This is a genomic window from Modicisalibacter sp. MOD 31.J, from assembly GCF_020147985.1.
Lineage (GTDB): Bacteria > Pseudomonadota > Gammaproteobacteria > Pseudomonadales > Halomonadaceae > Modicisalibacter > Modicisalibacter coralii.
In genome coordinates this window covers 566,774-586,326 of record NZ_JAGXFF010000003.1, presented here as the reverse complement: position 1 = coordinate 586,326, position 19,553 = coordinate 566,774, and the positions used below count along the sequence as shown (strand labels likewise).

At 68.5% G+C, this 19,553-nt stretch carries 20 protein-coding genes; 8 read left to right on the top strand and 12 right to left on the bottom strand.

Features of this window, described 5'->3' with window-relative positions:
• Window positions 1-24: 24 nt before the first annotated feature.
• From arcA to arcC, 3 genes are all read left to right on the top strand, one after another.
• Window positions 25-1,281, top strand: a complete 1,257-nt coding sequence (gene arcA, locus KGR00_RS13270; protein WP_129141307.1) for an arginine deiminase — start codon at window positions 25-27, stop codon at window positions 1,279-1,281.
• Between the two features lie 13 nt (window positions 1,282-1,294).
• Window positions 1,295-2,305 carry an ornithine carbamoyltransferase gene (locus KGR00_RS13265; RefSeq protein ID WP_224418303.1) on the top strand — a complete coding sequence of 337 codons (1,011 nt, stop codon included), beginning with the start codon at window positions 1,295-1,297 and terminating at the stop codon, window positions 2,303-2,305.
• A gap of 80 nt (window positions 2,306-2,385) precedes the next feature.
• Window positions 2,386-3,327 (top strand): carbamate kinase, encoded by a 942-nt coding sequence (gene arcC / locus KGR00_RS13260; protein ID WP_224418304.1) that lies wholly within the window; start codon window positions 2,386-2,388, stop codon window positions 3,325-3,327.
• Window positions 3,328-3,342: 15 nt separating this feature from the next.
• Here the strand turns inward: arcC and soxR are convergent, their stop codons facing one another.
• On the bottom strand, window positions 3,343-3,798 hold the full coding sequence (soxR, locus tag KGR00_RS13255; protein WP_129141304.1) for a redox-sensitive transcriptional activator SoxR: 456 nt from the start codon (window positions 3,796-3,798) through the stop codon (window positions 3,343-3,345).
• A 71-nt stretch (window positions 3,799-3,869) separates the two neighbouring features.
• Here soxR and KGR00_RS13250 point away from each other — a divergent pair, with 71 nt between their 5' ends.
• Together KGR00_RS13250 and KGR00_RS13245 are read left to right on the top strand one after the other, a co-directional pair.
• Window positions 3,870-4,466, top strand: a complete 597-nt coding sequence (locus KGR00_RS13250; RefSeq protein WP_224418305.1) for an NAD(P)H-dependent oxidoreductase — start codon at window positions 3,870-3,872, stop codon at window positions 4,464-4,466.
• Window positions 4,467-4,516: 50 nt separating this feature from the next.
• Window positions 4,517-6,391: an ABC transporter ATP-binding protein gene (locus tag KGR00_RS13245; protein WP_224418306.1), complete on the top strand. Its 1,875-nt coding sequence runs from the start codon at window positions 4,517-4,519 to the stop codon at window positions 6,389-6,391.
• A gap of 3 nt (window positions 6,392-6,394) precedes the next feature.
• On the opposite strand, the gene KGR00_RS13240 is transcribed toward KGR00_RS13245, so the two are convergent.
• The 7 genes from KGR00_RS13240 to xseB form a co-directional block, all read right to left on the bottom strand.
• Window positions 6,395-7,021 (bottom strand): glutathione S-transferase family protein, encoded by a 627-nt coding sequence (locus KGR00_RS13240; RefSeq protein ID WP_224418307.1) that lies wholly within the window; start codon window positions 7,019-7,021, stop codon window positions 6,395-6,397.
• Between the two features lie 69 nt (window positions 7,022-7,090).
• Window positions 7,091-7,831, bottom strand: coding sequence for a siderophore-interacting protein (locus KGR00_RS13235; protein ID WP_224418308.1), 741 nt, complete (start codon window positions 7,829-7,831; stop codon window positions 7,091-7,093).
• Between the two features lie 246 nt (window positions 7,832-8,077).
• Window positions 8,078-8,380, bottom strand: a complete 303-nt coding sequence (locus tag KGR00_RS13230) for a hypothetical protein (protein WP_224418309.1) — start codon at window positions 8,378-8,380, stop codon at window positions 8,078-8,080.
• 186 nt (window positions 8,381-8,566) lie between these two features.
• Complete coding sequence (gene djlA / locus KGR00_RS13225) at window positions 8,567-9,340, bottom strand: co-chaperone DjlA (RefSeq protein ID WP_224418310.1); 774 nt, start codon at window positions 9,338-9,340, stop codon at window positions 8,567-8,569.
• Window positions 9,341-9,370: 30 nt separating this feature from the next.
• Complete coding sequence (dxs, locus tag KGR00_RS13220; RefSeq protein ID WP_224418311.1) at window positions 9,371-11,296, bottom strand: 1-deoxy-D-xylulose-5-phosphate synthase; 1,926 nt, start codon at window positions 11,294-11,296, stop codon at window positions 9,371-9,373.
• 9 nt (window positions 11,297-11,305) lie between these two features.
• Entirely contained in the window at window positions 11,306-12,196 is an 891-nt protein-coding gene (locus KGR00_RS13215; protein WP_129141296.1) for a farnesyl diphosphate synthase, read from the bottom strand.
• A complete protein-coding gene (gene xseB, locus KGR00_RS13210) occupies window positions 12,186-12,479 on the bottom strand; it encodes an exodeoxyribonuclease VII small subunit (RefSeq protein WP_129141295.1) in 294 nt (97 codons plus the stop codon). Before xseB ends, KGR00_RS13215 begins: the two co-directional genes overlap by 11 nt.
• Before the next feature lie 355 nt (window positions 12,480-12,834).
• Here xseB and serA point away from each other — a divergent pair, with 355 nt between their 5' ends.
• Window positions 12,835-14,085 (top strand): phosphoglycerate dehydrogenase, encoded by a 1,251-nt coding sequence (gene serA / locus KGR00_RS13205; protein WP_129141294.1) that lies wholly within the window; start codon window positions 12,835-12,837, stop codon window positions 14,083-14,085.
• Window positions 14,086-14,160: 75 nt separating this feature from the next.
• On the opposite strand, the gene KGR00_RS13200 is transcribed toward serA, so the two are convergent.
• Complete coding sequence (locus KGR00_RS13200; protein WP_224418312.1) at window positions 14,161-15,120, bottom strand: zinc ABC transporter substrate-binding protein; 960 nt, start codon at window positions 15,118-15,120, stop codon at window positions 14,161-14,163.
• Between the two features lie 127 nt (window positions 15,121-15,247).
• On the opposite strand from KGR00_RS13200, the gene KGR00_RS13195 reads away from it, so the two are divergent.
• Complete coding sequence (locus tag KGR00_RS13195; RefSeq protein WP_129141293.1) at window positions 15,248-15,955, top strand: metal ABC transporter ATP-binding protein; 708 nt, start codon at window positions 15,248-15,250, stop codon at window positions 15,953-15,955.
• The gene (locus KGR00_RS13190; protein ID WP_224418313.1) at window positions 15,955-16,791 is read left to right on the top strand and encodes an iron chelate uptake ABC transporter family permease subunit; all 837 of its coding nucleotides are present in this window, start codon (window positions 15,955-15,957) and stop codon (window positions 16,789-16,791) included. Before KGR00_RS13195 ends, KGR00_RS13190 begins: the two co-directional genes overlap by 1 nt.
• A gap of 36 nt (window positions 16,792-16,827) precedes the next feature.
• On the opposite strand, the gene folE2 is transcribed toward KGR00_RS13190, so the two are convergent.
• The 3 genes from folE2 to KGR00_RS13175 all read right to left on the bottom strand — a co-directional run bounded on the left by folE2 (window position 16,828) and on the right by KGR00_RS13175 (window position 19,464).
• Entirely contained in the window at window positions 16,828-17,730 is a 903-nt protein-coding gene (gene folE2, locus KGR00_RS13185) for a GTP cyclohydrolase FolE2 (protein ID WP_224418314.1), read from the bottom strand.
• A gap of 76 nt (window positions 17,731-17,806) precedes the next feature.
• Entirely contained in the window at window positions 17,807-19,039 is a 1,233-nt protein-coding gene (zigA, locus tag KGR00_RS13180) for a zinc metallochaperone GTPase ZigA (protein WP_224418315.1), read from the bottom strand.
• The gene (locus KGR00_RS13175) at window positions 19,039-19,464 is read right to left on the bottom strand and encodes a TraR/DksA C4-type zinc finger protein (RefSeq protein WP_129141289.1); all 426 of its coding nucleotides are present in this window, start codon (window positions 19,462-19,464) and stop codon (window positions 19,039-19,041) included. Before KGR00_RS13175 ends, zigA begins: the two co-directional genes overlap by 1 nt.
• Window positions 19,465-19,553 lie beyond the last annotated feature (89 nt).

Genomic DNA, 19,553 nt, shown 5'->3' with positions numbered 1-19,553 from the left:
CCACCGCCACTGAGGACCTTCGCCATGTCAGTTACCGCGCTTTCCCCCGGCGTGTACTCCGAGATCGGCAAGCTGCGCCGGGTCATGGTCTGCTCGCCGGGACTCGCTCACCGGCGTTTGACCCCGGCCAACTGCGACGACCTGCTGTTCGACGACGTCATCTGGGTCAGCCAGGCCAAGCGCGATCACTTCGACTTCGTCACCAAGATGCGCGAGCGCGACGTGGAAGTGCTGGAGATGCACGATCTGCTGGCCGAGACCGTCGCCGACGCGCGGGCGCGCCAGTGGCTGCTCGACCGCAAGGTGACGGTCGACCGGGTGGGCCTCGGCCTGCAGCAGGAGGTGCGCGCCTGGCTGGAAGAACTCGAGGCGCCGCGGCTGGCCGAGTTCCTGATCGGCGGCGTCACGCCCGACGACATGGCGGGCACCCACGGCGGCGAGATTCTCGGCATGTTCCGCGATTACCTGGGGCACTCGAGCTTCATCCTGCCGCCCCTGCCCAACACCCAGTTCACCCGCGACACCACCTGCTGGATAAACGGCGGCGTGACCCTGAACCCGATGTTCTGGCCGGCGCGTCGTCAGGAAACCCTGCTCGCCGCGGCGATCTACCGCTTCCACCCGCTCTTCGCCGAGCAGGAATTCCCGATCTGGTACGGCGACCCCGACATCGACCATGGCCCCGCCTCGCTGGAAGGCGGCGACGTCATGCCGCTGGGCAACGGCGTGGTGCTGATCGGCATGGGCGAGCGCAGCTCGCGCCAGGCCATCGGCCAGCTCGCCCGGACGCTGTTCGATCACGAGGCCGTGGAACGGGTCATCGTCGCCGGCCTGCCGCGCTCACGCGCCTCGATGCACCTCGACACGGTGTTCACCTTCTGCGACCGCGACCTGGTGACCATCTTCCCCGAAGTGGTCGAGGGCATCGTCGCCTTCAGCCTCTATCCCGACGCCGGCAAGCCCGGCGGCATCGACGTGCGCCGCGAGACGCGCGGCCTGCTCGAGGTGGTCGCCGAGGCCCTCGGCCTGCCCGCCCTGCGCGTGGTGAAGACCGGCGGCGACAGCTTCGAGGCCGAGCGGGAGCAATGGGACGACGGCAACAACGTCGTCGCCCTGGAGCCCGGCGTGGTGATCGGCTACGACCGCAACACCTACACCAACACGCAGTTGCGCAAGGCCGGCGTGGAGGTCATCACCATCGACGCCAGCGAACTGGGGCGCGGCCGCGGCGGCGGCCACTGCATGACCTGCCCGATCGTTCGCGACCCCATCGACTACTGAGGAGGGACCCGTCATGGCCTTCAACCTGCGCAACCGCAGCCTGCTCAACCTGATCGACTACAGCGAGCGGGAACTGCATTTCCTGCTCGACCTGTCGCGGGATCTCAAGCGCGCCCGCTACGCCGGCACCGAACGTCGCCATCTCGTCGGCAAGAACATCGCGCTGATCTTCGAGAAGACCTCGACCCGCACACGCTGCGCCTTCGAGGTCGCCGCCTACGACCAGGGCGCCAACGTCACCTACATCGACCCCACCTCGTCGCAGATCGGTCACAAGGAAACCATGAAGGACACCGCCCGGGTACTGGGGCGGATGTACGACGCCATCGAGTATCGCGGCTTCGCCCAGGCGACCGTCGAGACGCTGGCGCGCTACGCCGGGGTGCCGGTCTACAACGGTCTGACCGACGACTACCACCCCACGCAGATGCTCGCCGACGTGCTGACCATGCGCGAACACAGCGACAAGCCGCTCCACGAGATCCGCTACGCCTACCTCGGCGATGCCCGCAACAACATGGGCCGCTCGCTGCTGCTGATCGGCGCCAAGCTGGGCATGGACGTGCGCATCGCCGCGCCCAAGGCGCTCTGGCCGCCCGCCGAGCACCTCGAGGCCTGCCGGGCGATCGCCGCGACCAGCGGGGCGCGCCTGACACTGACCGAGGATCCCCGCGCCGCCGTCGAACACGTCGACTTCATCCACACCGACGTCTGGGTCTCGATGGGCGAGCCGGTGGAAACCTGGGACGAGCGCATCGACGAACTGCTGCCCTATCAGGTCAACCGCGCGCTGCTCGAGGCCGCCGACAACCCGCGCGTGCGCTTCATGCACTGCCTGCCCGCCCTGCACAACGCCGAGACCAAGGTCGGCGCCCGGCTCGCCGAGCGCCGACCGGAACTGGCCCAGGGCGTGGAAGTGACCGACGAGGTGTTCGAGTCGCCCGCCTGCATCGCCTTCGAGCAGGCGGAAAACCGCATGCACACCATCAAGGCGGTGCTGGTCGCGACGCTCGGCGAGCGCTGAGCGCGGGCGATCGCTGCGGGACAAGGACCGCCCGGCGCCAGCGTCGCGGCGGTCGACCATCGACTGACAGGAGACACGCCATGCGTATCGTCGTCGCCCTGGGCGGCAACGCCCTGCTGCGCCGGGGGGAGCCGCTCACGGCCGAGGCCCAGCGCGACAATATCCGTCTCGCCTGCCGGCAACTGGCCCGCATCGCCCCGGGCAACGAGCTGGTCGTCGCCCACGGCAACGGCCCCCAGGTCGGCCTGCTGGCACTGCAGGGCGCCGCCTACGAGGCCGTCGAGCCCTACCCTCTGGACGTGCTCGACGCCGAGACCGAGGGCATGATCGGTTACGTCATCGAGCAGGAACTGGGCAACCTGCTGCCCGCCGAGACCCCGCTGGCCACCCTGCTCACCCAGGTCGAGGTGGACGCCGACGACCCCGCCTTCCATCACCCCACCAAGCCGATCGGCCCGGTCTACTCCCGCGAGGAGGCCGAGCGACTGGCCCGCGAGAAGAACTGGTCCATCGCCGCCGACGGCGACCGCTATCGGCGCGTCGTGGCCAGCCCTCGTCCACAGCGCATCTTCGCCATCCGGCCGATACGCTGGCTGCTGGAAAAGGGCAGCGTGGTGGTCTGCGCCGGGGGCGGTGGCATCCCCACCGCCTACGACGCGGCGGGCCAGTTGCAAGGTATCGAAGCGGTGATCGACAAGGACCGCTGCTCGGCGCTGCTCGCCGAGCAGCTCGATGCCGACCTGTTGATCATCGCCACCGATGTCGACGCCGCCTATGTCGACTGGCAGAGCCCGTCGCGCCGGGCGATCGCCCAGGCCTCGCCCGAGGCGCTGGATGGCCACGAATTCGCCGAGGGCTCCATGGCGCCCAAGATCCAGGCCGCCTGCGATTTCGCCAGACACACCGGCCGGCCCGCGACGATCGGCGCCCTGGCCGACATCGAGGCCATCGTCCAGGGCCGGGCCGGCACCCGCATCGACCGCCACGTCGACGGCATACGCTATCGCCCGTCAGGCACGTAAGCTCCCGCCGGCGGCTCACGTCTCGAGCCGCCGCGCCCCGCTCGCCGTCGCGCCCAGCACATCCTCGGGGTTGCGCAGCGGGCAGCTCTCCAGCGACAGACAACCGCAGCCGATACAGCCGTCGAGTTGATCGCGTAGCTTGCTCAGCGCATCGATCCGCGCCTGCAGCGACTCGCGCCAGTCGGCCGACAGGCGGCGCCAGTCATCGGCGGTGGGCGTGCGTCCCGGCGGCAGGGTCGCCAGGGCCGCGCCGATCTCGGCCAATGGCACCCCGGTGCGCTGGGCGATCTTGATGATCGCCACCCGGCGCAGCACGTCACGGGTGTAACGCCGCTGGTTGCCGGCGTTGCGCCAGGATTCGATCAACCCCTTGCTCTCGTAGAAGTGCAACGTCGATACCGCGACGCCGCAGCGCGCCGCGACCTCGCCGACCGAGAGTTCGCGCTTGCGGGGATCGAGCCGTCGTCCCATGGCCTTGACCTCAAGTTTACTCGAGGTTCTAGAGTGCTCGACGTCGCCCGTCACGTCAAAGGAGCCTCGCCATGCCCGCACCGCTCAAGCTCGCCCTGATTCTCGGCAGCGCCCGTCACCGACGCTTCTGCGACCGGGTCGCCGGCTGGACGCGCCGCCGGCTGGCCGCCCACGGCGGCTTCGAGGTCGATGTCATCGACCCCGCCGAACTGCCGCTGTCGGTTCGCGACCAGCCCCTGCCGCGGGCGGCATGGGGGCACCTCGAAGAACGGCTGGCTGCGGCCGATGCCTTCCTGATCGTCACGCCGGAGTACAATCATGGCTACACGGCCGCGCTCAAGGCGCTGCTCGACACGGTGCACGACGCCTGGCAGGCCAAGCCGGTGGGCTTCGTCGCCTATGGCGGCGCCTCCGGCGGGCTGCGGGCGGTCGAGCAGTTGCGCCTGGTGTTCGCCTCGCTGCATGCGGTGACGCTGGGTGACACGGTAAGCTTCGCCCACGCCTGGGAGCGTTTCGGCCCCGGTGGCGCCCTCTACGCTCCACTGCGCGAGGATCACCGCCTGGCGCTGCTGCTCGAGCGCCTCGCCTGGTGGGCCCGGGCACTGCGCACGGCGCGTCGTGCCGAGCCCTACGAGAGCGTCGGCCGGGACACCGCGACGAGCGTCTGACCGGCCCGCCTGGCCACCGACCACTAGCCCATCAAGGACGAGGTTGCCGCATGTTCCGCTGGTTCGAAAACCGACTCGATCCCTTTCCCGCCGAGAAGCCCGCGCGGCCGCCCGATACCCTGGTCGCCTTCTGCCTGCACTACACCCGCGGCGCCTGGCCCTACCTGGCGATCTCGGCGGTGCTGATGGCGCTGATCGCGGTCAGCGAGGTATGGCTGTTCCGCTTTCTGGGCAACATCGTCGACTGGCTCTCGGCCCAGGACCGGGCGACGTTTCTCGCCGATCAGGGCGCCAAGCTCGCGGGCATGGCGCTACTCGTCCTGGTCGTCCTGCCGGCGATGGTCTTCGCCCATTCACTGCTCAACCAGCAGACGCTGATGGGCAACTACCCGATGCGCATCCGCTGGCAGGGCCACCGCTACCTGCTCGAGCAGTCGCTGGGCTTCTATCAGGAGGAGTTCGCCGGGCGCATCGCCACCAAGCTGATGCAGAGTTCACTGGCGGTCCGCGAGTGCGTGATCAAGCTGTTCGACGTGCTCAACTACGTGATCGTCTACTTTCTCGGCACCTTGTTGCTGGTCGCAACCACCGACTGGCGCCTGGCCCTGCCGCTGGCGGCCTGGCTGGTCGGCTACCTGGTGCTGCTGCGCGTGTTCGTGCCACGCCTGGGACACGTCGCCGAGGATCAGGCCGACGCCCGTTCGCGGATGACCGGGCGCCTCGTCGACAGCTACACCAACATCCAGACCGTCAAACTGTTCTCCCACGCCCGGCGCGAGGCGAACTACGCCCGCGAGGGCATGCGCGGCTTCCTGGGCACGGTGCACCGCCAGATGCGTCTGGTGACGCTGTTCTACGGCGCGCTCTACGTGCTCAATGCGCTGCTGCTGTTCTCGGTGGCGGCCCTGGCGATCGTGCTGTGGCGGGAGGCGGCGGTGAGCGTCGGCGCGGTGGCGGTCGCCCTCGGCCTGGTACTGCGGCTGTGGGGGATGTCGCAGTGGATCATGTGGGAGGTCTCGGCACTGTTCGAGAGCGTCGGCACGGTGCAGGACGGCATCACCACGCTGGCCCTGCCCCACGCCCTCGAGGACGCCCCCGACGCCCGGGCCCTGCAGGTCGTGCGCGGCGGGCTGCGCTTCGAGCATGTGCGCTTTCACTACGGCAAGGGTGGCGGAGTGATCGAGGATCTCTCGCTCGACATTCGCCCCGGCGAGCGTATCGGCCTGATCGGGCCCTCGGGCGCCGGCAAGTCGACGCTGGTCAACCTGCTGCTGCGCTTTCACGACCTGGAGGGCGGCCGCATCCTGATCGACGATCAGGACATCGCCGAGGTGACCCAGGAAAGCCTGCGCGCGGCCATCGGCATGGTCACTCAGGACACCGCGCTGCTGCACCGCTCGGTGCGCGACAACCTGCTCTACGGCCGCCCGGACGCCGACGAGGCGAGCGTGCTCGAGGCGGCCCGCCAGGCCCACGTCACGCCCTTCCTCGACGGCCTGCGCGACAGCCAGGGGCGCAGCGGGCTCGACGCCCACGTCGGCGAGCGCGGGGTCAAGCTCTCCGGCGGCCAGCGCCAGCGTATCGCCATCGCCCGGGTGATGCTCAAGGACGCGCCGATTCTGATCCTCGACGAGGCGACGTCGGCGCTGGATTCCGACGTCGAGGCGGCGATCCAGGAGAACCTCGAGACGCTGATGGCCGGCAAGACGGTGATCGCCATCGCCCACCGGCTGTCGACCATCGCCGCCATGGACCGACTGATCGTCATGGACCGCGGGGCGATCGTCGAGCAGGGGCGCCACGACGAGCTGCTCGCCCGCGATGGCCTCTACGCCCGGCTCTGGCGGCGCCAGTCGGGGGGCTTCCTGGCACCCGGCGACAGTCGCGACACCGCCGCGGCACGCCCCGACATCAACCGCGCCTGACCCTCACTCGGCCGGGGTGAGTTCGGCCTCGCGCGCCCGGGCGGCGGCCAGGGCCGGTCGCGCCATGCAGCGCTCGCGATAGGCATCGAGCGCCGCCGGCAGCGGCTGCTGGAAGGCCTGCGCCCAGCTCAGGGTGTGGCCGACGAAGATGTCGGCCAGCGAAAAGGTCCCCCGGACCAGCCAGTCCGAGCCGTCGAAACGCCGTGCCAGCGCCCCGAGTGCGCGCTGGAACTCCCATTCGGCGGTGGGCAGGATCGCCGGCACCCGCCGCGCCTCGGGCAGGGCGAAGCGATGCTTGCCCAGCGTCCACAGCGGCTGTTCCAGCTCGCTGATGGTAAAGCTCAGCCATTGATCGACCTGTGCCCGGCCGGCCGTGTCCTCGGGCAGCAGGCGCCCCGCCCCGTAACGGTCGGCGAGATACCGGCAGATCGCCAGCGATTCGAACAGGGTCAGGTCGTCGTCGACCAGGACCGGCACCTTGCCATCGGGATGCAGGGCGAGATGGTCCTCGCGCTGCCCGGCCCCCGCCGCCAGATCCACGTGCCGGCAGCGATAGTCGAGGCCCAGTTCCTCGAGCGTCCAGGCCGCCCGCAGCGAGCGGCTGTTGGCAAAGCAGTGCAGGGTGAGCATGCGGCTATCCTCGCGGTGACGTCGGGGGATCAGTCTAGCGCGACGGCCGGTTCCGTGCCTGCATGCCGCTCAGGCATCGCGCTCGGCATCGGCCCGCTTCTCGAGACGATGGCCGTCCTCGCTGGCGCCCGCCTTCCAGTAGCTGGAGATGTAGAACTCGCCGCGCTGCAGGCCGCACTCGTTCCTGAAATAGGCACGCAGCTTGCGCATGCCCGAGAACTCGCAGGCCGCCCACACTGCCGGGCGTCCGGGCAGCCAGGGCAGGTCGCGTACCGCGTCGAGCATCCGGTCACTGTTCGCGCCCGGATGGGGCTCGATCACCCACGCGATGTCGACCCCGGCCGGCTTGACGAGCGACTGGATGTCATCGGCGGTCATCACTTCGATCACCGCCTGGCCCCGGGCGTCGGCGGGCAGGGCCGCGAGGTTGTCGGCGATCGCCGGTAGTGCGGTCATGTCGCCGACCAGCAGGTACCAGTCGGCACCGGCGGCAACGCGCTTTCTGGGCCCCGGGCCGCCGACGTCGATGACATCGCCCGGCTCGGCGTCGAGCGCCCAGCGCGAGGCCGGCCCACCGTGGTCGTGCACCACGAAGTCGATGTCGAGGGCGTCGTCGCGCTGGGCACTAACGGTATAGGTCCGTACCGCGGTCTGCCCATCGGCGGCGGGGCAGTGCAGCTTGACGTAGCCGCCGGCCTGGTCGGGCGGAAAGGTGCGCAAGCCGTCACCACCCAGGGTGATGCGCAGCATGTTGGGAGTGACGTAGCGTTTGCCGAGCACGGTGAAGGAACGGGGCGGGGAGCGTTTCATGCCGTCTCCTGGGGAAATTGCGAAACGAGTGACGGAGGCGCGAGCCGCAGCAAGCGGCCCGGGGTCGACCGGCGTGTCGACGATCATTGGCGATATAGTTGACTTTGTCAACCATAACAGCGAACGGTCGACAGCCCCGGTCAGACTCCGCCGCCATCGGCCGCCCACGAAAAAGCTCCGGTGCGAACACCGGAGCTCTCGGGACACAACGCGCGATCGTCATTCGAGGCGCGGGTCACATACCGCTTACCAGTCGCTGCCGTGGCCCAGCCGCGGCTGATCTTCACTGGGCAGATGCGCCTGCTGCGGCAGGCTCGTCTTGTGTGCGGTATTCCGGGCGATGGTGCGCTGGGTCTGGGCCATGGCATCGCTGACGCCACTGACGTCGATGACCAGGGCATCGGCCTGCGAGGACGCAGCGTGCTCGGCGGACATCGGAGCCAGCGGCTCGTGGTTGACGTTCATGGCCTCGTGGGAAGCGACACTGGCCTGGGCCACGACCGGCAGGACAGCGGCGACGAGAGCGATGAGGGTGAGTTGGCGTTTCATGATCAATACCTCCTTGGCGTCATTTCTTAGGAGACATTTTATTAACAGGCTAACGTTATTTGAACTAAAGTCTAGCTATCAAGAAACCCAGATAAATAGCCTAAAGCTATCACATACACCCACCCACGCGACGAACCACGCCGGCGGGCGAAATCAATGGTAAGAGGCGTATCGAAAAAGGCGGAATCAGGCGCTGCCACGCGCCTGCTTGATCTGATCGTAGGCGTGGGTGATCTCGCGGGTGCGGGCTTCGGCCATCTCGCGCATGCTCTCGGGCAGGCCCTTGCCGGCCAGCTTGTCCGGGTGGTTCTGGCTCATCAGCCGGCGATAGGCGCGCTTGATCTCGGCATCGCTGGCGTCACGCTCGACGCCGAGCACCCGATAGGCATCCTCGAGCGCCTGCTCCGAGGGTGCGCCGCCCGCCTGCTGCCCGGCACCGCCACGCAGCATCGCCTCGATCTGGGCGATCTCGGCCTCGCTGCACCCCAGGCCGCGCGCCACGCGCAGCAGCATCTCGTGCTCGGCCGGGTCGATCCGACCATCGGCGACGATCGCCGACAGTTGAACCTGCAGGAAGACCTGCAGCAGCGCCCGCTGGCCGCGGGTCAGGCGACGCACCGTGGCCAGCTCGGCGTCGAGGTCGAAGTCGTCGGCCTTGCCGCGCTCGAAGGCGGCCCGCGCCTGCTCGCGCAGGGCGCCGCTCAGGTGCAGACGGTCGTAGAGGCGTTCGGCGACACGCTCCTCGTCGGCGCTGACGTGGCCGTCCGCCTTGCACAGACAGCCCATCACCGCGAAGGTCGAGTCGAGAAACTGATTCTGCAACTGCGCCACCCGGGCGATGCCCAGGCCGCCGACCAGGCGCCGGGCGAGCCAGCCCGCGGCGATCGCCCCGACCAGCAGACCGACGAGCCCGCCGATCCAGTAGCCGAGTACCGCGCCGATCAGTATCGCTGTAAGCATGCCGTCCTCGTCGTCAGGGGTCGTGTAGGGTCAGTTCGCCAGGCGCTGGCGGATCGCGGCCTCGATGCCATCGACGTCGAGCCCGCAATCGGCGAGCAGCTCGGCGGGCTTGCCGTGCTCGATGAAACGGTCGGGGATGCCCAGGTTGAGCACCGCGACCGACACGCCCGCGGCGGCCAGCAGCTCGTTGACGCCACTGCCGGCACCGCCGGCGACCACACTCTCCTCGAGGGTGACCAGCAAGGCGTGATCGCGGGCGGCGGCGAGCACCGCGTCGCGGTCCAGCGGCTTGACCGTGCGCATGTTGAGATGCGTGGCGTCGAGGCGCTCGGCGACCTCGCCGGCGGGGCCGTTGAGGCTGCCGAAGGCGAGCAGGGCGATGCCGCTGCCGCCGTCGCGACGCCGCTCGGCGCGGCCGATCGCCAGCGGCTCGAGATCCTCGGGGATCGGCGTGCCGGGCCCCTTGCCGCGCGGGTAGCGGACCGCGGCCGGCCCCGGGTGGTGATAGGCGGCGCTGAGCATCGCCCGGCACTCGGCCTCGTCGGCCGGCGTGAGGATCACCAGCCCCGGCACGCAGCGCAGGTAGGAGAGATCCAGCGCCCCGTGGTGGGTCGGGCCGTCCTCGCCGACCAGCCCGGCGCGGTCGATGGCGAAGGTGACGTCGAGGTTCTGTACCGCGACGTCGTGGATCAACTGATCGTAGCCGCGCTGCAGGAAGGTCGAGTAGATCGCCACCACCGGCTTCATGGCCTCGCAGGCCATGCCGGCGGCGAGCGTCACCGCGTGCTGCTCGGCGATCGCCACGTCGTAGTAGCGCTCGGGGTACTCCTTCGAGAAGCGCACCAGGTCGGAGCCCTCGCGCATCGCCGGGGTGATGCCGATCAGCCGGGTATCGGCGGCGGCCATGTCGCACAGCCAGTCGCCGAACACGTTGCAGTACTTGCGCGGCTTGGCGGCCGGGAGTTCGGCCCCCTGGCTCTCGGGCGCCTGGGTCTCGACCCGGGGCGGCGGCGCGGGCTCCTTCTCCAGCTTGGTGATGGCGTGATAGCCGATCGGGTCGGCCTCCGCCGGGCGGAAGCCCTTGCCCTTGCGGGTCTTGATGTGCAGGAACTGCGGACCGTCGAGATCGCGCAGGTTGCGCAGCGTGTGCACCAGGCCGTTGAGGTCGTGACCGTCGATGGGGCCGATGTAGTTGAAGCCCATCTCCTCGAACAGCGTCGCCGGGCTGACCATGCCCTTCATGTGCTCCTCGGTGCGCCGCGCCAGTTCCAGGGCGCCGGGCAGGCGCGAGAGCACCTTCTTGCCGCCCTCGCGGACATTGAGGTAGGTGTTGCTGGCGAAGACCTTGGCCAGATAGCTGGCCATGCCGCCGACGTTCTCGGAGATCGACATCTCGTTGTCGTTGAGCACCACCAGCAGGTTGGCGTCGACGTGTCCGGCGTGCGCCAGCGCCTCGAAGGCCATGCCCGCCGACAGCGCGCCGTCGCCGATCACCGCGCACACGCGGCGCTTCTCGTCCTTGGTGCGGGCGGCCAGCGCCATGCCCAGCGCGGCGCTGATCGAGGTGCTGGAATGACCGACGCCGAAGGTGTCGTAGTCCGATTCGTCGCGCTTGGGGAATGCCGCCAGCCCGTGCAGCTGACGGATGGTGTGCATCCGCTCGCGACGGCCGGTGAGGATCTTGTGCGGATAGGCCTGGTGACCGACATCCCACACCAGCCGGTCGTGGGGCGTCTCGAAGACATGGTGCAGCGCCAGGGTCAGCTCGACCACGCCCAGGCCGGCGCCGAAGTGGCCGCCGGTGCAACCCACGCTGTAGAGCAGGTAGGCGCGCAGCTCATCGGCCAGTTGATCGAGTTGCGTGGCATTCAGGGCGCGCAGGTCCGCCGGCACATCGATGGTATCGAGCAGCGGCGTCAGCGGACGCTCGGCAGGAATCTCGTCGAACAGCTTCATAATGGCTCTTTAGTACTCGCGCTCGATCATGTAGCGGGCCAGACCGGCCAGCGGCGCGGCGGCTTCGCCCAGCGGGGCGAGCGCCTCGAGGGCCTCGTCGAGCAGCGCCCGGGCCCGGTCCTGGGCACCGTCGAGACCCAGCAGGGCGGGATAGGTGGGCTTGTCGCGGGCGGCATCGGCGCCGGCGGCCTTGCCCAGTGTGTGAGTGTCGCCGATGACATCGAGCACGTCGTCGTGGATCTGGAAGGCCAGACCGATCGCCGTGGCGTAGCGATCCAGCGCCAGCAGCCGCGGGTCGCTCTCGGCCACTGCGGTCAGCCCGCCCAGCAGCACCGCCGCGCGGATCAGCGCGCCGGTCTTGTAGCGATGGATCTCGGCCAGCGCCGCGACGTCGAGCGACTCGCCGACCGCGTACAGATCCAGCGCCTGGCCGCCGGCCATGCCGTCGCGACCGGCGGCCTGGGCGAGAATCCGGATCATCGCCGCCAGTCGGGGCGGCGCCGCCTCGGCCAGGGTCTCGAAGGCCAGGGTCTGCAGGGCATCGCCGGCGAGGATCGCGGTCGCCTCGTCGAAGGCCTTGTGCACGGTGGGCTGGCCGCGGCGCAGGTCGTCGTCGTCCATGGCCGGCAGGTCGTCGTGGACCAGCGAATAGGCATGGATCAGCTCGATCGCCACCGCCGCCGGGTCGAGATCCTCGTCATCGCCGCCCAGGGCGCGGCCGGCGGCATACACCAGCACGGCGCGCAGCCGCTTGCCGTTGCCCACCACGGCGTAGCGCATGGCCGCGTCGAGACGCTCGGCCGGGGCATCGTGGCGGGCGAACAGGTCATCCAGTTGCGCATTGATGTGCGCCTGATCGGCACTCAGACGCAGGGGCCATTCCATGGTTTCATCGATCATTACCGCTCTCCGCCGGCGGGTTGGGCATCGCGAACGGCGTCTCGTCGAGGGTGCCGTCGGGACGTTCGACCAGTGCGCTCACCTTGAGCTCGGCGGCGTCGAGGCGACGCTGGGCATCGCGGGTCAGCCGTACGCCCTGCTCGAAGGCCGCCAGCGAGGCCTCGAGCGACAGCTCGCCGGACTCCAGCTGGCCGACCAGCCGTTCCAGGCGTTCCAGCGTGGTCGCGAAGTCCTCGCCTGTCGGCGCGCCATCGCCCGGCGCTACGGATTCCTTGTCTGCCATGACGCGTCTCGCTCATCGACACGGGCCGCCTTCGGCAGCGCGGCCCGCCAGTGTCAGGGGTCTGGGCGCACAGTATACACGCTCATCCCCGGGGTGCGTCTGCCCGGCACGGCGATCTCCCCGCCGCCCTGACAAAACGACGCTTCGATTTCACTCATGGCCGAGCCGCGGCATTTTCATCGTCCCGTGACGGCGCTGTGCTAAGATGTGCGCCCTGTTGCGCTGTCCCACAGCCCGGCTCGGCCCTCACCTCTCCCCGCGTCTGCCACGGGCCGTCGCCGCTCGAAACGCCGCCAACAGATCCACATTCCAGACGCCGAGCGCGTCGTCAGTCGACGAAAGGGTTGAATCGACAATGGCCAAGACGTCCCTGGACAAGAGCAAGATCAAGATCCTGCTGCTTGAGGGCATTCACCAGTCCGCGGTGGACAACTTCCTGAACGCCGGTTACACCAACATCGAGCGCCTCTCCACCTCGCTCGACGAGGAGTCACTGATCGAGAAGATCCGTGACGTCCACTTCATCGGCATTCGTTCCCGCACCCAGCTCAACGAGCGCGTGTTCGCCGCCGCCGAGAAGCTCACCGCGGTGGGTTGCTTCTGCATCGGCACCAACCAGGTCGATCTCAACGCCGCACTGAGTCGCGGTATCCCGGTCTTCAACGCGCCCTACTCCAACACCCGCTCGGTCGCCGAGCTGGTGCTGGCCGAGACGATCATGCTGCTGCGCGGGATCCCCGAGAAGAGCGCCCGGGCCCACCAGGGTGGCTGGCTGAAGTCGGCCAAGAATGCCCACGAGGCGCGCGGCAAGACGCTGGGCATCATCGGCTACGGCAGCATCGGCGCCCAGCTCTCGGTACTCGCCGAGTCGGTGGGCCTGGATGTCATCTACTACGACGTCGTCACCAAGCTGGGCATGGGCAACGCCCGCCAGGTCGGCAGCCTGGAAGAGCTGCTGGCCCGGGCCGACGTGGTCACCCTGCACGTCCCCGATGTGCCGTCGACGCGCTGGATGATCGGCAAGAACCAGTTCGCGCTGATGAAGCAGGGCAGTATCTTCATCAACGCCTCGCGCGGGTCCACCGTGGTCATCGAGGATCTTGCCGCCTCGCTCAAGGAAGGCAAGCTGCTCGGTGCGGCGGTGGACGTCTTCCCGGTCGAGCCCAAGAGCAACGACGAGGAGTTCGTCTCGCCGCTGCGCGGTCTGGAGAACGTGATCCTCACCCCGCACATCGGCGGCTCCACCCTCGAGGCGCAGGAGAACATCGGCGTCGAGGTCTCCGAGAAGCTGATCACCTACTCCGACAACGGCACCACCATCACCTCGGTCAACTTCCCCGAGGTGGCGCTGCCGGCGCACCCGGACAAGCACCGTCTGCTGCATATCCACGACAACGTGCCGGGGGTGATGTCGGAGATCAACCGCGTGCTCTCCGAGGAAGGCATCAACATCGCCGGCCAGTACCTGCAGACCAACGAGAAGGTCGGCTACGTGGTGATCGACGTCGACAAGGCCTACGGCGCCAAGGCGCTCGAGGCGCTCAAGCAGGTCGAGCATACCCTGCGCACCCGCGTGCTCTACTCCGAGACCAACTACCAGGACTGAGTGCGTCTCACGCGACAAGGCGGCCCCGGGCGGGGCCGCCTTGTCGGCAGGCGTGTCATGCGGCCCCCAGGGGGCTCAACCCCGCGTCGCGCAGCGCCTCACCCCATCCGCCAGTTGGCCCAGCAGTTGCGGGTAGAGCCGCTCCCCGAGCGGCAGGTCGGTTCCCAGCGGATCGATCACCACGGATGTATTGACCCCGGTGCCCGCGAAGACGTTTTCCACCAGGGCCGGATTGAATTGCGGCTCGCTGAACACGCAGTCGACGTGCAGTTCGTTGACCCGCCGGCGTAACGCATCGAGCCTCGCCGGGCTGGGATCCGAGGCGTCACCCAGCTCGATCGCGCCGACCGCCGAGAGTCCGAAGCGATTCTCGAAATACTGATAGGCATCGTGGAACACCACGAAGCGGGTATCGCGGTCGTCCGCGAGACGATCTTCCAGCTCGCGGGTCAGCGTTTCGAGATCGCTCTTGCCGAGACGCGCATTTCGGCGATAGGTGGCCGCGTGCTCGGGGTCGGCCTCGGCGAGTGCCGCGGCGATGGCGTCGAGCCAGACCTCGGCGTTCACCGGGTCGAGCCAGGCATGGGGGTTGAGGCCGGTATGGGCGTGGTCATGACCACCGCTGCCGTGGTCGTGGTCGTGGTCGTGGTCGTGAGCATCATGCCCATGGGGCGCGAAGGTCGCTCCCTCGCGATACGCCAGCCGTAGCGTGCCGGGCTCGTCCAGCAGCGCCACCCCCTCGGCATCGGCGCCCAGCGTGTCCATCGAACGGGCCAGCCAGGGGGTCAGGTCCTCGCCGATCCAGAAGACGAGATCCGCCTGCTCGAGCGCGGATGCCTCCGAGGGCCGCATGGAATAGCGATGGGGCGATGCACCTTGCTGGATCAGCAGTTCCGGGGAGCCGAGCTCCCCCATCACGCGATCGACCAGCGAGTAGACCGGCGGTATATCCACCGCGACCGAGGGCACCTCGGCAGCGGCAAAAGCCGGTGTCAGCATCAGCGGGATTAGACAATAACGAGCGCGTCGTCTCACGAAGACCTCCGAAATAGAGCCTGATGGCGAATTGAACCCCGTTTTTGTTATGTTATAACATTGCTATTCATGTCAACCCGCTTGCCTCTTGAAGGCCTCTGCACATGACCCATCCCTGGAAGTCCCCATGGCCCTATTGACCCTCGAACACTGCGACATCCGTCTCGGCGGTCACCGCGTTCTGGAAGCGATCGACCTGACTCTCGAGCGCGGCGAGATCGTTGCCGTCATCGGCCCCAACGGTTCGGGAAAATCAACCTTGCTGAAGAGCATCCTGGGTTCCCTGACGCCCTCCCGGGGGCGCATTCACAAACCGCCCGGGCTGCGCATCGGCTATGTCCCGCAGCGCCTGTCGCTGGATGCGACCTTGCCGATGACAGTGTCCCGGTTCCTGCAGCTCCCCGGACAGCGCGCCTCGCCACGGATCGGCGAGACGCTGGCCCAGGCCGGCGCCGAGGGCCTGGAACGCTCCCAGATGAGTGAGCTGTCGGGCGGTCAGCTACAGCGGGTGCTGCTGGCGCGCGCCTTGCTGAAATCACCGGATCTGCTGCTGCTCGACGAGGCGACACAGGGCCTCGATCATCGCGGCATCGCCGACTTCTATCGGCGTCTCGAGCCGATACGCCAGACGCTCGACTGCGGTCTGCTGATGGTCAGTCACGAGCTGCAGGCCGCCCTCGCGGCCTCCGACCGGGTCGTGTGCCTGAACCGTTCCATCCATTGCCAGGGCACCCCGGCCCACGTCGCCGCCTCGCCCGCCTATCGGGCCCTGTTCGGCCCCGAGCCACGCCCCCTTGCCGACACCACTTCGACGCTACCGGAGTCTTCCTCGTGATGTTCGACGATTTTCTGATACGCGCCGCCCTGGCCGGACTCGGGGTGGCCCTGGCCGCGGCCCCCCTGGGCTGCTTCGTGGTATGGCGGCGCATGGCCTTCTTCGGCGACGCCACCGCGCACGCCGCCATCCTTGGCGTGGCGCTGTCCCTGCTGTTGTCGACCTCGATATTCGCCGGCGTCCTGGTCGCCTGCCTGCTCATGGCGGCGCTCGTCTCGCTGTTGAACGGCAAGGGGTATGCCATGGACACCCTGCTGGGGGTGATGGCGCATTCGGCCCTCGCCTTCGGCCTGGTGGCGGTGTCCTTCGTGTCCGGGGTGCGCATCGATCTGACAGCCTATCTCTTCGGCGACATTCTCGGCGTCGGCAAGAGCGACCTCGCGGTGATCTGGACGGGGGTCGCGCTCGTTCTGGGGTTGATGGGCTGGCGCTGGTCACGCCTGCTCATCGCCACCCTCGACGCCGATCTGGCGCGTGCCGACGGGATCGACCCGGAGCGCGAGCGGTGGGTACTGACCCTGTCGCTGGCGCTGGTGGTCGCCGTGGCTCTGAAGGTCGTGGGCGTGCTGCTGATCGCCGCTCTGCTGATCATTCCCGCCGCCACCGCACGCCCCTTCAGCCGCACACCGGAGACCATGGTGATGCTGGCCGGCTTGCTCGGGGCCACCTCGACCGTGGGCGGCCTGCAAGTGTCGTTCTGGTTCGATACGCCGACCGGCCCGACCATCGTCAGCCTGGCGTCGACCCTGTTCGCCGTGTTCGGCCTGGCCGCCTGGTCGAGGCAAGCGACCCGACGCGCCCGGCATCCCCCGCCGAGCGCTGAACGCTATCGATGATGCCCCACCGTGCGCATGCCGGCCGCGGCGTCGCCTTCACGCCTCGTCGGGGCCCCAGTTCCACGCGCTGCGTGCCACCGCATCGTGGGCGTGCAGGCTCTCGGCGTGCACGATACGCACCTGGAAGCCCTGCACGGCATCATGGCCTTCCAGGGCACCATGCACACGGCGTGCCGCGTCTTCACAGAACATCAGGTTACGGCCATTGGCCAGGGCGAAGGCCTGCTCGTCGACGCGCTTCACCGCCGTCTGCAGGGCGGTACCCAGCGCCCCTTCGACACACTCGACGAGCGCCGGCAGGGGCAGCGCGTCGATGCCGTCGGCCAGACGCACCGACAGGTGGGCCTGGCTGCGCTGGCTGTGCGGCGTCGCCACGATGCCCTCCTCGCTGCCCAACCAGGCCCTGACGGCGTCCCGGGTCAGCGGCGTATCGGTGAAGTCCGCGTCGAAGGCCTCCTGAATCGACTGGCGTGCCAGCGCGGCCGAGCAGGGGCAGGTCGACGAGTAGCCCACCGTCAGGTCGAGGATGAATCGCACGCCCTGCGCGTCTTGCCGGCAACGCAAGGCGAACGGGTAGGCCTTCCAGCCGGCGAGCGGGCTGATCAGCGCCGGGCGCTCGAGCAGCGCATCGCCGGCGAGATCGAGAAAGGCCGCGTCGGAAAGCGCCTGATGGCTGTCCAGGCAGGACGCCAGTACCGACTGCGCCCGCGACAGCGTCAGTTCCTGGCCGGCCAGCTCGGCCAGTGCCAGGTAGAGCCGCGACATGTGGATGCCACGCGCCGCGGGGTCGGTCAGGTTGACGCCCACCGAGGCGCGCCCGTTGACGGGGCCATCCGCCACCCGCAACGGCAGGGCGATTCGTTCCATGCCGACCCAGGCGAGGGCGCCCGCAACGGCGGACACACCCCCGGCCACATCGACCAGATGACTGCGACTCATGATTCAGGGATCTCCTTGATCGGTGTCGGAGGGGCCATGGCTCGGCATCGCTGCCGGCGACGCGGCGAGTCGCCGCTCACCCCCAGGCGGGGAAGGGATCGTCCAGGGTCTGCCAGTAGGCGTTGCCGGCCGCCAGCTCGTCGTCGGTCAGCAGGCAATCGTCGAGGGCCTGGCGAATCCGCGCTGCGTCCAGGTCCTGGCCGATGAAGACGAGTTCCTGGCGCATGTCGCCGAAGGGTTCCTGCCACTTGGTCAGGATGGCGGCCCGATAGTCCGGATCGACCGGCCAATGCGTGTCGGGCACGGCCTTCCAGAACAGGCCGGCGAAACCGTGGTGGGCGATGCCGCCGGCCTGGCTCCACTGCCCGGCGAACTGTGGACGCGTGGCCAGCCAGAAGAAGCCCTTGGAGCGCAGCAGCTTGCCGCCGAACCAGTCGCCGTGCAGCAAGTCGTGGAATTTTCGGGGATGAAACGGGCGTCGCGCATGGTAGGCGAAGCTGGAAATCCCGTACTCCTCGGTCTCCGGCACATGCTCGCCGCGCAGCTCCTTCAACCAGCCCGGTGCCTGCTGGGCGCGTTCGAAGCTGAACCGCCCGGTATCCAGCACCTTGTCCAGCCCCACCCGGCCATGTGCCATGGGGATCAGCTCGGCCTCCGGGTTGAGCGAACGCAGCACCGCCAGCAGTTCGTCCAGCCGTTGCGCGTCGATCAGGTCGGTCTTGCTGACCAGCAGCACATCGCAGAACTCGATCTGGTCGACCAGCAGGTCGGCGACGTTGCGCTCGTCGTCCTCACCCAGGCTCTCGCCCGCCTCGGCCAATGACCGGGCGTCGTGATACTGGGTCAGGAAATTGGCGCCATCGACCACCGTGACCAGCGTATCCAGCCGCGCCACCTGGGAGAGGCTGCGGCCGTCATCGTCGGTAAAGGTGAAGGTCTCGGCGACGGGCAGCGGCTCGGAGATGCCCGTGGACTCGATCACCAGATGGTCGAAGCGCCCTTCGCCGGCGAGCCGGTTGACCTCGACCAGCAGGTCCTCGCGCAGGGTGCAGCAGATGCAACCATTGCTCATCTCGACCAGGCGCTCCTCGGCACGATTTAGCGCCACCTCGCCGCCGGGGGTGAGATCCTCGCCCGGCAGACCGCGCACCAGCGACGCATCGATGTTGATGTCGCTCATGTCGTTGACGATCACCGCCACGCGGCGACCTTCGCGATTGGCCAGGATGTGGTTGAGCAAGGTGGTCTTGCCGGCCCCCAGGAAGCCGGACAGCACGGTCACCGGCAGGGCATTCCGTCGCGATTCCATCAGCCTTCTCCTCTTGCCTTGCGATAGTGATGTTCCCGCTGCTCCTGACGCGCCTTGGCCTCCAGGCACAGCGTCGCGGTGGGGCGCAGCAGCAACCGTGGCAGGCCGATGGGCTCGCCAGTTTCCTGGCAGTAGCCGTAGTCGCCAGCCTCGATCCGCTTCAGGGCGGCGACGATATTGGCCAGCAGGCGCGTCTCGCGGTCGGCCTGGCGCAACTGCAGGCGCAGTTCTTCCTCGAAGGCCGCCTGGTCGAGTTCGTCGCTGTCGCGACCATGGCCGGCCATGACCTCACGAACCTCCCGCAGGTGACTCTCGATACCGGCTTTCTCGGCGAGCAGGCGGCGGCGGAAGAAACCCAGTTGCTCGTCGTTCATGTAATCGTCATCGGGCATCATCAGCAGGCGTGTTGCATCGTCAGTCGGCATTCCAGGGCTCCCACGGCCAATGGCGAATCACCTCAGGGAATGACGCGAGGGACGCGATCCGTACCAGGCGCCACTTCAAGCGCCATAAA

Excerpts from the sequence above, each read along its gene's own strand:
- arcA (WP_129141307.1), top strand. The coding sequence starts at position 25 with ATGTCAGTTACCGCGCTTTCCCCCGGCGTGTACTCCGAGATCGGCAAG.
- KGR00_RS13265 (WP_224418303.1), top strand. The coding sequence starts at position 1,295 with ATGGCCTTCAACCTGCGCAACCGCAGCCTGCTCAACCTGATCGACTAC.
- arcC (WP_224418304.1), top strand. The coding sequence starts at position 2,386 with ATGCGTATCGTCGTCGCCCTGGGCGGCAACGCCCTGCTGCGCCGGGGG.
- soxR (WP_129141304.1), bottom strand. The coding sequence starts at position 3,798 with ATGGGACGACGGCTCGATCCCCGCAAGCGCGAACTCTCGGTCGGCGAG.
- KGR00_RS13250 (WP_224418305.1), top strand. The coding sequence starts at position 3,870 with ATGCCCGCACCGCTCAAGCTCGCCCTGATTCTCGGCAGCGCCCGTCAC.
- KGR00_RS13245 (WP_224418306.1), top strand. The coding sequence starts at position 4,517 with ATGTTCCGCTGGTTCGAAAACCGACTCGATCCCTTTCCCGCCGAGAAG.
- KGR00_RS13240 (WP_224418307.1), bottom strand. The coding sequence starts at position 7,021 with ATGCTCACCCTGCACTGCTTTGCCAACAGCCGCTCGCTGCGGGCGGCC.
- KGR00_RS13235 (WP_224418308.1), bottom strand. The coding sequence starts at position 7,831 with ATGAAACGCTCCCCGCCCCGTTCCTTCACCGTGCTCGGCAAACGCTAC.
- KGR00_RS13230 (WP_224418309.1), bottom strand. The coding sequence starts at position 8,380 with ATGAAACGCCAACTCACCCTCATCGCTCTCGTCGCCGCTGTCCTGCCG.
- djlA (WP_224418310.1), bottom strand. The coding sequence starts at position 9,340 with ATGCTTACAGCGATACTGATCGGCGCGGTACTCGGCTACTGGATCGGC.
- dxs (WP_224418311.1), bottom strand. The coding sequence starts at position 11,296 with ATGAAGCTGTTCGACGAGATTCCTGCCGAGCGTCCGCTGACGCCGCTG.
- KGR00_RS13215 (WP_129141296.1), bottom strand. The coding sequence starts at position 12,196 with ATGATCGATGAAACCATGGAATGGCCCCTGCGTCTGAGTGCCGATCAG.
- xseB (WP_129141295.1), bottom strand. The coding sequence starts at position 12,479 with ATGGCAGACAAGGAATCCGTAGCGCCGGGCGATGGCGCGCCGACAGGC.
- serA (WP_129141294.1), top strand. The coding sequence starts at position 12,835 with ATGGCCAAGACGTCCCTGGACAAGAGCAAGATCAAGATCCTGCTGCTT.
- KGR00_RS13195 (WP_129141293.1), top strand. The coding sequence starts at position 15,248 with ATGGCCCTATTGACCCTCGAACACTGCGACATCCGTCTCGGCGGTCAC.
- KGR00_RS13190 (WP_224418313.1), top strand. The coding sequence starts at position 15,955 with ATGTTCGACGATTTTCTGATACGCGCCGCCCTGGCCGGACTCGGGGTG.
- folE2 (WP_224418314.1), bottom strand. The coding sequence starts at position 17,730 with ATGAGTCGCAGTCATCTGGTCGATGTGGCCGGGGGTGTGTCCGCCGTT.
- zigA (WP_224418315.1), bottom strand. The coding sequence starts at position 19,039 with ATGGAATCGCGACGGAATGCCCTGCCGGTGACCGTGCTGTCCGGCTTC.
- KGR00_RS13175 (WP_129141289.1), bottom strand. The coding sequence starts at position 19,464 with ATGCCGACTGACGATGCAACACGCCTGCTGATGATGCCCGATGACGAT.